This is a genomic window from Chryseobacterium sp. KLBC 52 (assembly GCF_003347605.1).
Classification (GTDB): Bacteria; Bacteroidota; Bacteroidia; order Flavobacteriales; family Weeksellaceae; genus Chryseobacterium.
In genome coordinates, this window is sequence record NZ_QDFZ01000013.1 from 8,314 (window position 1) to 24,615 (window position 16,302).

At 37.1% G+C, this 16,302-nt stretch carries 13 protein-coding genes and 3 tRNA genes; 6 read left to right on the forward strand and 10 right to left on the reverse strand.

The genetic code is table 11. The features are described 5' to 3' along the window. Positions 1 to 316: 316 nt before the first annotated feature. The 3 genes from DDF69_RS14375 to DDF69_RS14385 form a co-directional block, all read right to left on the reverse strand. Positions 317 to 390, reverse strand: a tRNA-Arg gene (locus DDF69_RS14375). Positions 391 to 432: 42 nt separating this feature from the next. Continuing rightward, positions 433 to 507 (reverse strand) — tRNA-Pro (locus DDF69_RS14380). 15 nt (positions 508 to 522) lie between these two features. After that, a tRNA-Ser gene (locus DDF69_RS14385) sits at positions 523 to 607 on the reverse strand. 135 nt (positions 608 to 742) lie between these two features. Here DDF69_RS14385 and DDF69_RS14390 point away from each other — a divergent pair. The 4 genes from DDF69_RS14390 (at position 743) to DDF69_RS14405 (ending at position 5,336) form a co-directional block, all read left to right on the forward strand. Further along, a complete protein-coding gene (locus DDF69_RS14390; RefSeq protein ID WP_114821386.1) occupies positions 743 to 1,768 on the forward strand; it encodes an N-acetylmuramoyl-L-alanine amidase in 1,026 nt (341 codons plus the stop codon). Between the two features lie 72 nt (positions 1,769 to 1,840). Beyond that, positions 1,841 to 3,241, forward strand: a complete 1,401-nt coding sequence (aspA, locus tag DDF69_RS14395) for an aspartate ammonia-lyase (protein ID WP_114821387.1) — start codon at positions 1,841 to 1,843, stop codon at positions 3,239 to 3,241. A gap of 91 nt (positions 3,242 to 3,332) precedes the next feature. After that, complete coding sequence (locus DDF69_RS14400; RefSeq protein WP_114821388.1) at positions 3,333 to 4,187, forward strand: glycosyltransferase family 2 protein; 855 nt, start codon at positions 3,333 to 3,335, stop codon at positions 4,185 to 4,187. A gap of 108 nt (positions 4,188 to 4,295) precedes the next feature. Beyond that, on the forward strand, positions 4,296 to 5,336 hold the full coding sequence (locus tag DDF69_RS14405; RefSeq protein ID WP_114821389.1) for a hypothetical protein: 1,041 nt from the start codon (positions 4,296 to 4,298) through the stop codon (positions 5,334 to 5,336). A gap of 39 nt (positions 5,337 to 5,375) precedes the next feature. Here the strand turns inward: DDF69_RS14405 and DDF69_RS14410 are convergent, their stop codons facing one another. The 7 genes from DDF69_RS14410 to DDF69_RS14440 form a co-directional block, all read right to left on the reverse strand. Further along, positions 5,376 to 6,875, reverse strand: a complete 1,500-nt coding sequence (locus DDF69_RS14410) for a lipopolysaccharide biosynthesis protein (protein ID WP_114821390.1) — start codon at positions 6,873 to 6,875, stop codon at positions 5,376 to 5,378. Positions 6,876 to 6,884: 9 nt separating this feature from the next. After that, positions 6,885 to 7,679, reverse strand: a complete 795-nt coding sequence (locus DDF69_RS14415; RefSeq protein ID WP_114821391.1) for an FkbM family methyltransferase — start codon at positions 7,677 to 7,679, stop codon at positions 6,885 to 6,887. A 280-nt stretch (positions 7,680 to 7,959) separates the two neighbouring features. Continuing rightward, positions 7,960 to 8,625, reverse strand: a complete 666-nt coding sequence (locus tag DDF69_RS14420; RefSeq protein ID WP_114821392.1) for a DUF2461 domain-containing protein — start codon at positions 8,623 to 8,625, stop codon at positions 7,960 to 7,962. Between the two features lie 311 nt (positions 8,626 to 8,936). Further along, positions 8,937 to 10,166 carry an ABC transporter permease gene (locus DDF69_RS14425; protein WP_114821393.1) on the reverse strand — a complete coding sequence of 410 codons (1,230 nt, stop codon included), beginning with the start codon at positions 10,164 to 10,166 and terminating at the stop codon, positions 8,937 to 8,939. 23 nt (positions 10,167 to 10,189) lie between these two features. Further along, on the reverse strand, positions 10,190 to 10,939 hold the full coding sequence (locus DDF69_RS14430) for an ABC transporter ATP-binding protein (protein ID WP_114821394.1): 750 nt from the start codon (positions 10,937 to 10,939) through the stop codon (positions 10,190 to 10,192). Positions 10,940 to 10,997: 58 nt separating this feature from the next. Further along, positions 10,998 to 12,266: an efflux RND transporter periplasmic adaptor subunit gene (locus tag DDF69_RS14435; protein WP_114821395.1), complete on the reverse strand. Its 1,269-nt coding sequence runs from the start codon at positions 12,264 to 12,266 to the stop codon at positions 10,998 to 11,000. A 3-nt stretch (positions 12,267 to 12,269) separates the two neighbouring features. After that, positions 12,270 to 13,580: a TolC family protein gene (locus DDF69_RS14440; RefSeq protein ID WP_114821396.1), complete on the reverse strand. Its 1,311-nt coding sequence runs from the start codon at positions 13,578 to 13,580 to the stop codon at positions 12,270 to 12,272. A gap of 227 nt (positions 13,581 to 13,807) precedes the next feature. On the opposite strand from DDF69_RS14440, the gene DDF69_RS14445 reads away from it, so the two are divergent. Together DDF69_RS14445 and DDF69_RS14450 are read left to right on the forward strand one after the other, a co-directional pair. After that, a complete protein-coding gene (locus DDF69_RS14445; protein WP_114821397.1) occupies positions 13,808 to 15,508 on the forward strand; it encodes a DEAD/DEAH box helicase in 1,701 nt (566 codons plus the stop codon). 151 nt (positions 15,509 to 15,659) lie between these two features. Then, entirely contained in the window at positions 15,660 to 16,298 is a 639-nt protein-coding gene (locus DDF69_RS14450) for a DUF47 domain-containing protein (protein WP_065393534.1), read from the forward strand. The last annotated feature ends 4 nt before the right edge of the window (positions 16,299 to 16,302 follow it).

Below are 16,302 nucleotides of genomic sequence, written 5' to 3' on the forward strand. Positions count from 1 at the left end.
ATTTTTGAGTAAGGAATAAAACAAAAAAGACCTACTAAAAATAGTAAGTCTTTATGTGAGCGCGAAAGGATTCGAACCTTTGACCGTCCCGATTGAAATCGGGATGCTCTATCCAATCTGCTTTACAATGATTTTTGAGTAAGGAATAAAACAAAAAAGACCTACTAAAAATAGTAAGTTTTTATGTGAGCGCAAAAGGATTCGAACCTTTGACCGTCCCGATTGAAATCGGGATGCTCTATCCAATCTGATTTACAATGATTTTTGAGTAAGGAATAAAACAAAAAAGACCTACTAAAAATAGTAAGTCTTTATGTGAGCGCGAAAGGATTCGAACCTTTGACCGTCTGCTTAGAAGGCAGATGCTCTATCCAGCTGAGCTACGCACCCTTAAAAGTTGATTCTCGCTTAGTAAATAAGCATATTAAAAAGTCGGGGCGGCAGGATTCGAACCTGCGACCTCCTGGTCCCAAACCAGGCGCGATGACCGGACTACGCTACGCCCCGAATATATAAGAAGAGCGGAGGGTAAGGGATTCGAACCCTTGCGACACTTTCGCGTCGACAGTTTAGCAAACTGCTCCGTTAACCACTCCGGCAACCCTCCTTTTTGTTTATTTTTTAATGATCGTTGTTCCGTTATTGCGAGTGCAAATATAGAACAGATTTCTTTATTTACCAAATAAAATTCAAGAAATTTTTGTGTATTTTTGAGGTAATAAATCATTCAAAAACCAAACTGATGCGTAAAACATTATATATCATCGGATTAAGTACTTTCGTTTTTTCATGTACTTCTCAACAAAATGTAAAAAAAAATACTTACCAACCGAAAACCCCAATAACACAGGCGAAACCAACTGTTAAGACAACACCTCCGGTTGCTCCAAAACCAAAAGTTGTATCTGATCATGGAGTAGACTTTTTTACTACTAATATAGCAGACCCAACAAAAAATGATAATACGGCAAGTTATGGTTCCATTGTATCTGCAAAACCAGCAGGATATAAAGTGGTGAAAACGTATTTTCCGGCAGTTGCTCAGAATTTCAGACAACGTTATCTGATACTACATTATACGGCTCTTGCAGATGATAAATCTCTTACCGTTCTTACCCAGCAGGCTGTAAGTGCCCATTATCTGGTAAATAATACAGGAGATAACGAGATCTATCAGTTAGTAGATGAAAATAAACGGGCATATCATGCAGGAGTTAGCGCGTGGAGAAATGACAAAAATCTCAATGATAATTCTATCGGTATTGAAATTGTAAATACAGGTTATACTACAGATAGTACAGGGAAAAGAACTTTTGCTCCATTTAGCGATGAACAGGTGAAAAAAGTAGCCGCCCTTGTGAAAGATATTGTGACAAGATATCAGATCCAGCCTACGAATGTATTGGCACATGCAGATATTGCTCCCACAAGAAAACAGGATCCTGGACCTATGTTCCCATGGAAAAAGCTTTATGATGAATATCAGGTGGGAATGTGGTATGATGAAGCAGCGAAACAGACTTATCTTGAGCCCGCACAGGCAGACCTGGCTGCAAGGTATAACGATTCCAGCTTTATCTTCCTTATTCAGACTTCATTGCAGAAATTCGGATATGCAATTGATCTTAGCGGAAAATGGGATGATGCTACGAAAAAAACAATTGAAGCATTCCAGTACCACTTCCGTCCACAGAATTATGACGGAATTATGGATGCTGAAACATGGGCAATACTCCAGGCTTTAAATCAAAAATATCCAACAAAATAATTCAAATTAAAACGCATCGGTTAGATGCGTTTTTGCTATCTTTAAACGATCAAAAACAGTAAAATATCTGTAATGGAAAATTTCAGAAAAGAAAGTGATCTATTAGGCGAACTGAATGTGCCTTTAGATGCTTATTATGGGGTTCAGACACAACGAGCTATCGACAATTTTAAAATCTCAGGACAGCTTTTGTCTTCATATCCTGATTTCATTAAAGGATTGGCATTTGTAAAAAAAGCAGCGGCTAAAACCAATTATGAATTGGGACTTCTAGACGAAAACCTGTATTTCAAAATAGCAGAAGCTTGTGATGAAATTGTAGCAGGGAAATATCATGAGCAGTTTCCGGTAGATATGATTCAGGGAGGAGCAGGAACTTCCATCAATATGAATGCGAACGAAGTGATCGCTAATATCGTATTGGAAAAATTAGGAAAAAATAAAGGAGAATATGAATTCTGTTCACCTAATGACCATATCAACCTTTCTCAGTCTACCAACGATGCGTATCCTACGGCAATCAAAATGGGATTGCTCCAGATGAATATCGGGCTGGTAGAAAAACTGGAAAGAATTATCACGGCTTTCCGTGCAAAAGGACAGGAGTTCCATGATGTAATTAAAATGGGACGTACACAACTTCAGGATGCCGTTCCAATGACTTTGGGGCAGGAATTTGAAGCCTATGCAGCCACTTTGGAGGAGGATATCTCTAAACTGAATAACAACGCCAACCTGTTTGTAGAAGTAAATATGGGAGCGACTGCTATTGGAACAGGCTTAAATGCTCCGGTAGGATATGCTACTCTTTGTGCTAAAAACTTAGCTCAGATTACAGGATTCCCGATTGTTTCAGCACCGGATCTAGTAGAAGCAACACCCGATACAGGATCTTATGTAATTTATTCTTCAGCAACAAAACGTCTTGCAGTGAAACTATCTAAAATCTGTAACGACTTAAGATTACTTTCATCAGGTCCAAGAGCGGGTCTTTTTGAAATCAATCTTCCGCCAATGCAGCCGGGATCTTCGATTATGCCAGGGAAAGTAAATCCTGTAATTCCGGAAGTGGTTAACCAGGTTTGTTTCAAAGTAATTGGAAATGATCTTACTGTCACTTTTGCCGCAGAAGCAGGACAATTACAGCTGAATGTAATGGAACCGGTACTTTCTCATGCCATCATGGAAAATATCAACTTCCTTTGCAACGCTTTGGATACGCTTCGTGACAAATGTGTAGTAGGAATTACTGCCAATAAAGAAGTATGCCTGAATATGGTGAAACACAGCATCGGGATTGTAACGGCATTGAACCCATATATCGGATACAAACAGTCTACACAGATTGCAAAAGAAGCATTGGAAACAGGGAAAAGTGTTTACAACCTTGTTTTGGAAAAAGGAATTCTTTCCCAGGAAAAACTGGATGAAATTCTTGATCCTAAAAACATGCTGAAACCGCATAACAAATAAAATCATCAAAGATAAATGATCAATGGTAATTGATGCCCTCAAAAGCTTCTCATCATTGATCATTTATTATTCATCATTTATACTATAATTCGTGAGGTTTTTAATCATAATTCCTGCCCATAACGAAGAAGATAACCTCCCATTTACTCTTGATTCTTTACAGCAGCAAAGCAGCAAAGACTTTAAAGTAGTGGTAGTGAATGATGGCTCTACGGACAGAACGTCTGAGATCATCAGGAAATATACAGAAACTGATTCCCGTTTTGAAACAGTCAATCTTCAGAAATCTGAACATCAGCCAGGTTCTAAAGTGGTTCATGCCTTTAAAAATGGACTTCAGACTCAAAATATGGATGAATTTGACATCATCTGTAAATTTGATGCTGATATCATTCTTCCGGACAACTATCTCACAGCGGTAGCAACAGCTTTTATCACTCATCCTGAATACGGACTTGTAGGAGGTCTTCTGTACATAGAAAAAGATGGAAACTGGATGTATGAAGGAAATTCAAATAAACATCACGTAAGAGGTCCTATGAAAGCTTACCGTAAAGAATGCTTTGTGCAGATCGGTGGTTTAAGGGAAACATTGGGCTGGGATAATATTGATTCCATACTGTTGGAAAATCATGGATGGAAAGAAGTGGTACTTCCGGAGCTCCATGTAAAGCTGATTAAAGTAAAAGGAGCCGACTACACGATACGCCCTGCAGATTATTACGGAAGATATTTTTATTTCTTGGGACTGAACAGGTTTCTGGCTTATATTGCCTCATCAAAAGAAGCTATGAAAAGCAAATCTGCTTCATTTTTCTTCGATATTATTACATCTTATGAAAGCTGCAGATCAAAGAAATTAGAACTGAAAATTACCAAAGAAGAACAGAAAGCCGTTAATGATCAACGTTGGAGAATGTTGAAGAAGAAATGGCTGAAAATGTAAAAGGTACATTAAATATTTATCAATAGAAACGGGCTTTAGCCCGTTTAATTAAAAAAATAAAAATCCATTGGCTTTAGCCAAAACTTAAGATATAACTCCCGTTAGCCTGTGAAAAAAATAGCTTACATAGAAATAGATACCCACGCGGAAATTGCCCAGGCTTTCATAGATATTATGGAAGGTTCTCAGGATTTTGCGGTAGACTATTATTTTTCAAAAAGAATCAAAGATCAGGTGAGCCACCGTCATGAAGCTGTTTTTTTGTCGGATAGTTCTATGATTTTGGATCAGTTAAAGGGAAAGCAGTATGATCTGGTTGTAATTGGGACTGTACATCGTTATTTCAATACATTTTTAGCAGTTACTAAAAAGTACAATACCGCAATCATTACTCATAATCTTAATTTTATAAAAGCTTCAAAGCTGGATCTGATGAAAAGCGTTTTTAAAGAAGATTTTATTTTCAGATTAAAGTTATGGCTTAAAGAGGGATTGTTCTACAAAACCAAGGTTTATCAGACTTCAAGAAATCTTTTCGTATTGGATGAGGCATTGGTTTCAGAAAAATATAAGTATTTGCCGCTGTTTTATACAAGAGATTTTGACAAGGTAAAAAATGAAAATCTTCTGGTGGTCATTCCTGGCGGCGTTTCTCAGAAAAGAAGAAATTATCATTATATTTTCGAAACCCTTCAGAAACTCAATACAGATAAACGCTGCAGGTTTATATTCCTTGGAAAAGCAAACGGACACGAATTAAAACAGCTTGAAAATCTGTCTGGAAAATTACCTGAAAATATTGAAATCACCTATTTTTCAGAAAGAGTTTCCCCGGAAGACTTTGAACAATGGATGCGGAAAGCAGATGTTTTGTGGTGTCCGATTCAACAGGATACAGAATTTTTCAGCATGAAAGAAACGTATGGACTTAGTAAAATGACGGGAAACCTTGGCGATGCCATAGCTTATGGAAAACTGGCTGTTTTTCCGGGAAATTATCCTTCCAAACTGAGTTTTATTATTCCTGAAAAAGAAAATGTTCTTGAACAGCTAAAAACCGTTTCTGAAAATCCATTTGATTTTTATACAATATACAGCAGGAAAGAGGTTCAGAAAAAACTGGAACAATTTCTAACAGGCTTGCTGTAAAAAGCTTCAGATTATTCTATCTTTCCGTCTTAAAAGCATTTATTTTATCTTAAATACACTCTTAATAAACCTCATATTCAGATAATCTTCAACGGGGAAAATTTTGGTAAAGTAATTTCCGACATAGATCAGTATCAGGACAACCGCAGGTTTGTAAATAAGATTAATCAGATTACTGTTGAAGTTCGGAAGAACAATGGCTACTGTAATCGCTAAAGTACAGATAATGGAGACAAAAATCATTTCAATGCTCAAAGGTGAAACCTTAAATACGATGTAATTGAAGATGATTTTTACGACATTGTAAATGGTCAGTGAAATAGCAGTAGATAAGGCAATTCCGATCAGTTTCAGGTGTGTATTTTTAATGAAATAATAATTCAGTCCGATAGTTAATCCGGCCAGCAAAAGCATCACCAGAATATTGAATCTGTAATATTTTGAAAGCGAAATAATATTCCCGTTGAATCCTGTAGCAAGGTCTATCAATACTGCAGAACCCCAGATCCAGACAACGGGTTCATATTCTCTGAGCATGGTTCCGTTCTTTGGCATAAACTGCGTCAGATAAGGAAATCCTACCATGATACAGGAGAATAAAACAGCTCCAAGGAAATATAAGGTTAAGGATGTCTTCTTGTGAAATCTGTCCAGTTCCACCATATCTCCGTCTGCCAGAGTTTTGTTGATGATGGGTGCTGAAATATTAAATAATCCAAGCTGTGGAATAGAAATCAATGAGATCAGAGCATAAAGGACAGAATAGATTCCAACCTCTTCCATTCCCATAAATTCTCCGATCATAAAGCTGTTGATCGCCAGATAATTTCCAAAAGTTCCCAGGAATCCAAAGAAACTGTAATTGAAAAACTCCTTCCAGAAATTATTCTTTTTAAAATAATCGGTATTAAAATCCAGCTGAATTTTTTCCAGTTTGTTGGTGTAATAAATATATCCCAAAAGCATTAAAAAGAAAATTCCAAAAAAGAAAGCATAGGCAATGATCTGAGACGTAGAAGCTGTAATATTCTGTGATAAAGCAAAGAAAAAAAGACAGAATGCTCCCAGATTGGCTATTTTCGGAAACAGGTTATCAAAAATATTGGAAACTACAATTCTTTTATAATTGGACGTATATTTATTGAAAATAGCACAGAAAGAAAGAATTAAAATCAATGGCAGAATCATCTCCTTGATTTTCCATGCTTCGGAATGCCTGAATTTTGGGTAAAAATAGGGCAGCACAAAAAAAACAGCCGTGAAAATAACAAAGTTGATAAAAACCGCCAGTAGTGACAGTGACAGCATATTCTGTTTTTTACCCTCTTTTTCTACTTTGTGAAAAAATTTCACATTCGAATAGGAAATACCCAAAACAACAAAAGGAACCAGCATTTCAGCCGTCGGAAGAATGTAGCGCAGTTTTCCGTAAAATTCAAAATCATTCGGAAATATAAATATTGCGGAAACGGTGCCCAGCAAAAAACCAATATAACCGATAATGGAATATTTGAAGCCTTGTCTCGCTACTACACTCATAAAGTTGTTTTAAATGTTTTTAGGTATAAAAATAATATTGTTGATGTACTGAGTTTTATTTTTTTCGTCGTTTGTATTTTGTGTAATAATATCTTCTGTAAGATCCTCCAGCGTGAAGCTGTTTCTGTTCAGATATTTGGCATCATATCCCCAGCTCATCACTTCGGATATCTCATTCCAGATAGGCGTTTCATGGTGTCTTTGTTCCATCTCAACCATAAGGGTTGGTTTGAACTGTCTGATAGTTTCTCTCGCGCCGGAAAGGGTCTTTATTTCATTTCCTTCAACGTCTATTTTGATAAAATCAAGTCTGTTGAAATGCTCCAGCGCTGCCCATTCGTCAAGCTTAATAACTTTTACCTGCTCCGTGTAGCTTTTCTCTTCTCCTTTTTCTTTGTAAGAAGTGTTTAAAGTACCGCGGGAAGCAATCGTTTTTCCATTAATAATGGGTACTTTGAACTCTGCAATCCTGTTTTCATCCGAAAGAGCCAATGGAAGAATGTGCATATCTGAAAATAATCTTTTCAGTCTTCTGTAAAGCTTTTTATTAGGTTCAAAACCATAAATATGCTCATGCTTCAAAGTATTTTCCAGCTGATAGAGAAAAGTTCCCACATTGGCACCAATATCCAGTATCACAGCATTTTTAGGAAGGTATTCTTTGATCCATACCAATTCCGGTTCTACATTACGTTCCGAAAAGTTATTTTTGTTAAGATTATTTAAAGCTTTAAAATATCTTTTTTTGTAGAAATTCGGGCTTATGTACTGTAGTTTCTCTGCAATTTTTTGGTATAAAGACATCTTTGGCTTTTTGGCGAATAGCAAAGATACGTAAAAATGTAAAACTTTCTTAAAAAAATGTTAATTATAAAGACTTGATTTTCAGTATATAGTTTTGGAATTTGCTTTTGTAGCCCCCTTGAATTTTAATATATATATGATTTGTCACAGAGACATCTGTATATGACAAGGGTCTCTTTTAAAAGTCAATACAATTTAATTTCATCCAAATAACTCCAACCCTCTGTGAGAATGGGTGTCATCTGTGGTTAAAAATCAGTAGATCCTAAAAAGAAAGGTTCTAAAGAAAAGGGGTATTCAGGAAATCGTTGAAAGGTTTCATTAGTTTGAAAACTTTGCTCATGTTTTTCACTGCATTTTTATCCAGTACTTCCTCGTCTTTCAGGGAATAAACAACAATGAAGTTCTTCAATTTCAGATATTCTCCCATAGGATCTTCTTTTTCAAAACCCTGAGGTATTTTCTTCAGTTTGTCTTCCTGATCGAGCTCCGGAAAATGTTTTTTGAAATCCTTATTGTTGAGAATTTTTAGAAAATCGTCTCCATACAAAGAAATTTCTTTACGAACTTCTTTCAGTACGGAAGACTCCGGCATATAAATTCCTCCGGCTAAAAAAGATTTTCCAGGTTCCATGTGAAGATAATAACCTCCTTTCTGATTTCCTTTTCCCATTCCCAGGGAAGCGCCGAAATTGGTTTTATAAGGAGATTTATCCTTGGAAAAACGGGTGTCTCTGTAAATTCTGAATAAGGCCTTTTTACTGTCTATTTTAGCAAGTTCTTCATCAAAACCGGACATCTCTCTGATAAGTTCATCTAGGAATGAAACCACATTTTGCTGAGATTCTGTATATAGATTTTTATTTTCATTAAACCAATCGCGGTTGTTATTTTTATTTAATTTGTTTAAAAAATCAAATGTTTTGGAAGATATACTTGCAGACATATTGTGTTAAGTGTTTTTTATTGTTGAACTTGTTTAAACTTTTATTTTTGAAACATTAAGATGATCTTAAGGTGTTAAGAGTATTAAGATAAGCTTCGCTTTAAGCTTAAAAATCACAATGATTCATCTTAACTCTATTTTATTTCTTAAATCCTTCTTAATGGTTTTAATATTTTCAATATTTTTTATAAGTCTAAATAACTCCGTTATTATGTGAGATTCAAAACGGTTTCTAAACCCGGAATCTTCGTACCTCGAATCCCGAATCTCGCAACCCGAATCCCGAATCTCATAACTCAAATGTACAAAAACTATTCATATCTCAACGCCTCGATTGGGTCCAGTTTTGACGCTTTCAGTGCAGGATAATATCCGAAAAATACTCCCGTCACAGCACAGACAATGAATGAAACAATAATGGAAGATTCTGTTATAAAAGTGGGCCATGAAAGGAAAAAAGTAACCAGTTCCGAAGAAAGGATGCCTAAAAGTACCCCAAGAATTCCCCCGGTAATACTGATCAGTACCGCTTCAATAAGAAACTGATACAGAATATCTTTTCCTCTTGCTCCGATAGACATTCTCAACCCAATTTCTTTAGTTCGTTCTGTTACGGAAACGTACATGATATTCATAATTCCGATGCCTCCTACAATAAGGGAAATGCCTGCAATTGCTGATAAAAGTACCGTCAGAAGCTGGCTGGTAGAACTCATGGTTGAGATAAGCTCAGCCTGAGTTCTCACACTGAAATCATCATTGCTTCCGTCAACAGGCAGTTTATGCTGTTTTCTCAGAATCTCTGACACCTGATCTGTTGCCTGCTGTGAAGTGTTTTCATTCGAAGAAGCTGCATAAATGGTCTGAACATAGGTAATTCCTAAAAATCTTCTCTGAACGGTGTTGAACGGGGCAATGATCACATCATCCTGATCCTGTCCGAAGGCATTAGATCCTTTTGGCGCCAGAATTCCAATCACTTTCATAGGAACTTTATTGAATCTGATGATGCTTCCTACAGCCTCTTCACCGTTGGGAAATAAATTGTTGTAAACTGTTTGGCCTAAAAGGCAGACTTTATTAGAAGAATTAACATCTTTTTTGGTGAAAAGATTGCCTTCTGCAATGCTCCAGTCTCTGATACTAAAATATTCCTCATTCACGCCCTGTAGCTGGGTAGGCCAGTTATTGGCTCCGTTAATAGACTGTCCGTTGGTTTGTACGGCAGGGGAGACATAAGAAACATCAGGAGCTCCTTTTGAAATAGCGTCTGCATCCTGAGGTCTCAAAGTCTGTAATCCCGAAGCACCGATTCTTGCTCCTCCGGAAACATTCACATTACTGGACGGACGTATGGTAATCATATTGGAACCCATCGAAGAAAGCTGGTCACTGATACTTTTTTTTGAACCTTCTCCAATAGCGGTCATTGCAATCACTGAAGCGACCCCAATAATAATACCGAGCATCGTTAAAAATGCACGAAGCTTATTTCTTAAAAGGGCTTTCCATGCAATTCTGAAGAGATTTGAGAGGTTCATTGCGATAAATTTTCAGGTTAAAATTATTTATAATCATCATTTACCGGAAGATTTTCCAGGGCTTCTCTGGCTGATTTTATATTCTCATTTTTGATGTCTTTAATCACTTTTCCGTCCCGAAGGGTAACCGTTCTGCTGCTGAAAGTAGCAATATCAGGTTCGTGGGTTACAAAAACAATGGTTCGTCCCTGATGGTGAAGATCCTGCATAAGTGCCATAATTTCATAGGAAGTTCTGGTATCCAGATTTCCTGTAGCTTCATCTGCAAGAATCATGACGGGTTCATTGACCAAAGCTCTGGCAATAGCGACTCTCTGTTGTTGACCTCCGGACATCTGATTCGGAAGGTGATCAATCCTGCTTTCAAGTTTTACTGCAGTCAAAGCATCTATGGCTCTTTTGTGGCGTTCTTCTGTAGATATTTTTGAGTTATAAAGAAGTGGAAGTTCTACATTCTCTTTTGCTGTAGTTCTGGGAAGAAGGTTGTAAGACTGAAACACAAAACCTATTTTCTGATTCCTCAGAACAGCCAGCTCATCGCGGTCAAGATTTTTAATGTTAACACCATCCAGAATATAATCTCCTCCTGAAGGTTTGTCCAGGCAGCCAATAATATTCAGTAAGGTGGATTTTCCCGAGCCGCTGCTTCCCATAATGGTGACAAATTCGCCTCTTTCCACGGTAAAGGTTACACCTTTCAGTGCATGAACAACTTCTTCGCCCATCCTGAATTCTCTTTTCAGATCCATAATCTCCAGAATTTTTTCTGCCATGACTTTTTGTTTTAGGTTTGCTGGTTGCTGGTTGATTGGTCATCAATATAAACTCTTGTTATCTTGGTCCGCCACCACCGCCACCGCTGTTTCTGTTGTTTCCACTACCTCTTCTTTGAGGCATGAATGGGCTTTTAGCCTGTCCGCCAGAAGATTTTTTCGACAAAACTTTATAGCCGGTGATGATATTGTCGTTTTTAGTTAATCCTGAAACGACCTGTATTTCGGTGTCATTATCCATTCCTGTTTTTATCTTTTTACGGGAAATGGTACTGTCTTTTGAAATCACCCATACCGCAGATTCGTTTTTGTTTTCAGTTCCTTTGTTTTGATTTTTCCATTGTCCTTTTTCATGTTTTTTACCATTGGCAAATGGAGAGTTTACTTTGTATTTTTTAATGACCAGACTGTCGGGCCTGAAACTCGTAGCCGCTACCGGAATTTTCATGATGTTGTCTAAAACCTGGGTGTAAATTGTGATGTTGGCTGTCATTCCCGGTTTCAGTTTTAAGCTTGAATTATCTGCATTAATGATGGTGGTATAATTCACAACATTTGATGAAACGGTAGGATGAAGACGAACTTCCGAAACCTCACCGTCAAAAGTCTCATCCGGAAAAGCATCTACTGTAAATGTGGCTTTCTGACCTACTTTTACATTTCCAATGTCCGCTTCATCCACGGAGGCACGTACTCTCATCTTGGTAAGATCTTTGGCGATACTGAAAAGGGTAGGAGTACTGAAACTTGAAGCCACTGTCTGTCCCTCACTTACATTTCTGTTGAGTACCGTTCCGTCAATGGGAGAATAAATATTGGTTAACGACAGATTTTTATTAGCCGTGGAAAGCTGGGCATTTACAGAACCTACCTGAGCTTTTGCGGCATTGTACTGATTAGTGGCAACATCATAATCCGCTTTGCTGATAGCGCCCACTTTGTACAATTGGGATTGTCTGTTGATGTTGATTTCATTGTAAGCAAGATTGCTCTTTGCATTCTGAAGGTTGGCCTTGATCTGCTCCGACTGAAACTGTAGCAGATCCGGATCTAAAGTAGCCAGTAGTTGCCCCTTTTTCACCGTAGAATTAAAGTCAACATAAATGCTTTTAATGATTCCCGATACCTGAGTACCTACTGCAACAGTATCAACAGGTTGAATAGTTCCTGTAGCGGTAATGGAATTTGAAATTTCTCCCATATCAGGCTTCACGGTCTCCAGCTGTATTTTTATTTCTTTTTCCCGGATGAAGAAAAACCAGACTGCACCTAGGACAATGATGCCGCCCACAATCCAGTACAACCATTTTTTATTCTTTGTTTTCATAGCTTACTTTAGATTTATAGGGTTACCTGCGTAAAATTCGTAGATCTGTTTATTGAGAATTGCCGTATATTTTGCCTGAAGATAATTCTGAACAGACTGTATATAAAGCAATCGTTGCTGCTGAAGCTGTACGTAATCAATGCTTCCGATTTTCATCTGGGCATTTACGATGTCATAACTCTGCTTACTGATATTCATTTGTTGAGAAGCTGAATCGTATTGAGACAATGCATTCTGAAGATTGATATAAGACTGTTCTACCTGTTGATTCAGGATCGTTTTAGTGTTCTGTAAGTCGAGGTTGGCCTGTTCGATGGCAATTTTTGATTTTTCAATCTGTGTTTTGTAAATTCTGTTGTTGTAAATCGGAATGCCAAGACTTAATCCGATAGGCATATAAAAATTGTTTCCCAGCTGGTTAAAATAATTTCCGTTTCCGTTGGAATAATTGGTGGAAATATTTCCTACCAGACTTAATGTCGGCTGGATAGATGCCTTAGCCATTTTTAGATTGGTATTGGAGTTTTCTACATTCAGTTCACCGTATTTTACTTCCGGGCGTCGATTTTGTGCCAGATTTTGAACATCTTGTAGAGGTTTTAACTGGTCATCAACAATAATACTGTCGGGTTTTACAATCTGAAAATCATAACCCGAAGGCAGCTGTAGAATTTGTTTTAAGTTAACAGTATTGGTTCGTAGATTGTTCTGAGCGGCTACCAGGTTGTACTGATCCTGAGCGACCTGAGACTGGATCTGAAGATAATTTAACTTGGAAAGGCTTCCGGCTTTATACAGTTGATCCCCTTGTTTTAACTGAGTTTGGGTAGTTTTCAGAACATTTTCAAGGGAAATGATATTTTCCTGGTTCATCAGAATATTCAGATAGGCATGAGTAATATTCAAAGTGATATTATTTTCGGATTCCTGTACAGACAAATCTGCCATTTGTACCAGAAGATTCTTAGAAGCTTCATTGTTTTTAATATAGTTGGCATGATAAAGGGTCATGGAAGAATTGGCTCCGATACTTTGGGATTGTGCTCCGGTCATGTGAAGTCCGTCACTTCCATTGAGGGCAAAAAGTCCTTGTGAAACGGTTCCGCTTACATTGGGGTATTTTGCGTCTTTTGCCTGAAGAAGATCCTGTTGGGCAGAATTTTTTGAAAGCCGGAGAGAATTAATGGAAATATTATTCTCCTTAGCGTATTCAATACAATTTTCCAGAGTCCAGGCGGATGGATAATGGGGTGTTTGGGCAAATATTTCAACGACTAGGCATGAGAATATCAAAAAGAAAAATTTGCTTTTCATGGCTTTATTTTTGAAAATTCATAAATAACACTGAAAAAATCAATCCAATTTAATAAAAAAAAATAATGTTTAACAACTTTTTAACCCAAGCCTTGTTTTTTTGGATTTAATTTTCAAAAAATTAAAAATATATTAAAGGATTGTGAATTTAAGTTTGCATATTTAAAAATTTATTCAAAAACAAATCAAATATTTATTGTATCTTTGCAAAAATTTTAAAATAGTTAATGAATTTATTTACGGAAACCAATTTAAGTCCTGATATCCTTAAGGCAATTGGCGAACTGGGCTACGAAAGCCCAACAGAAATCCAAAAACAGACTATCCCTTTTATTCTTTCAGATATTCGCGACTTGATCGCACTTGCGCAGACAGGGACAGGCAAAACAGCAGCGTTTTCGCTTCCGATTTTGGATATGATTGACGATACGAGTCGCAAAATCCAATTATTGGTGCTTTGTCCGACACGGGAATTATGTCTTCAGATTTCGAAGGACATAAAGAATTACTCTAAGTATATGAAAGACATCAAGACAACTGCAGTTTATGGTGGAAGTAGTATTGTAGAGCAGATGAGATCTTTGAAGGATAAGCCACAGATTATCGTGGGAACTCCGGGAAGAGTAATTGATCTTATCAACAGAAAAGCATTAGACTTTTCTGCGATTCATTGGTTAGTATTAGACGAAGCTGATGAAATGCTTTCTATGGGATTCAAAGACGAATTGGAAACCATTCTAAGCGAAACTCCGGAAACAAAACAAACTTTCTTATTCTCTGCAACGATGAATAAAGAAGTGGAAAGAATTTCCAAAAATTATCTTACAAAACCACATCGTATTTCAGTAGGTTCTATCAACGAAGTGAAGAAGAACATTACTCACGAATACTATGTTGTAGGATACCGTCAGAAAAAAGAAGCATTGAAGAGACTTATCGATGCAAACCCTAACCAGTATTCCATTATCTTCTGTAGAACGAGAATGGAAACTCAGGAGGTTGCCGATTTCTTAATGCAGAACGGATATGCCGCGGATGCTCTTCATGGTGATCTTTCTCAGGCACAGAGAGATACCGTAATGAAGAAATTCAGATTGAAAAACATCGATATTCTTGTCGCTACAGACGTTGCAGCAAGAGGATTGGATGTAAACTCTCTTACTCACGTTATTCACTTCTCTTTACCAGATGATCCTGAAGTATTCGTTCACAGAAGCGGAAGAACAGGTAGAGCTGGAAAAGATGGTATTTCTATGGCTTTGATTAAACCTGAAGAAAGCAGAAAACTGAAGCAGATCAAATCGGCAACGAAAATTGAAATTAACGAAAGAACAATCCCTACAGGTGATGATATTATCAAAGCTCAGGTAGGTGGTGTATTCGAAAAATTATTGACGGAGCACGAGGATCTTTTCGAATTTGATGATAGCTTAATCCCGGATCTGAGCAACTTTACAAAAGAAGAACTGGTACACCAGCTTCTGCAGTTCCAGCTGAAAGATCTTGCTTTATACTACAAAGACAAGCACGATCTTGTTGAGCAGAAATTAAGCAGCAGAGATGACGACTACTCAAGAAGAGACCGTGGACGTGACAGAGACAGAGATAGAGGTCGCGACAGAGATAGAGGAGAGCGTGGAAGAGACAGAGATCGTGGCGGAAAACCAAGAAGAAGAGATGAAAACATGGTAAGATTCTTCTTCAACCTTGGTAAAAAAGACCATTTGAAGAAACTTGATGTTTTAGATATTATCAACAAAGCTACTGCTGGCGGAAAAAGCAAGAAGAGAGCTGAAATCGGTGATATCGAAATTTTAGAGAAATTCTCTTTCTTCGAAGTTGAAAAATCGTTCAAAGATAATGTGTTGAGCAATATTCAATCCATGAAGTTTAAAGGAAAAGATATGAGAGCTGAAGTAGCAAACTAATCTCTTCTTACATCATACAAAACCGGCGCTAATGCCGGTTTTTTTATTTGATAATCAGTAGGTAAGCGAATGTTAACAAAACTTAATGTTATATAGTTTCACGTACAATCCTTTTTTAAGAAATTTGCACACGAATTATAAATACTAAACAATGGGAATTGGTAATATTTTCCACGCTTTTCAACCAAAAGATAAAATCTTCTTTGTACTTTTCGAAAAAGTAACTGAAAATCTAGTTGCAATGTCAGAAGAATTCAACGCAGGAATCAAGGATTTCGATCTTAATGACGATTCAATGTTGAAGAAAATGAGCGACTTCGAACACAAGAATGATGAACTTACTCACGAAATTTTCGTAGAATTAGGGAAAAACTTCATTACACCTTTTGACCGTGAGGATATCCACACACTGGCAACAGGACTTGATGATATCGCTGATTATATCTACGCCTCCACAAAATATATTTTCCTTTACAAATCACCTGAGATGAAGGCTTATTCAGACTTCTCTTTACTGATCCACAAAGCATGTCTTGAAATTCAGAATGCAATGAAAAACCTTAAAGGGTTCAAAAACATGGAGCAGGTGAAAGAAGCTTGTATTAAAGTGAACTCTATTGAGAATATTGCTGACGATTTGCTTTCCAATTCAATGGTAGAATTATTTGAAACCAATGATGCGATCAACATTATTAAAGTTTCATCCGTATTGAACTACCTTGAAATTGTAACAGACAAAGCAGAAGATGTTGCCAATACGATTGAGAACATCATGATTAAATACGCCTAATACA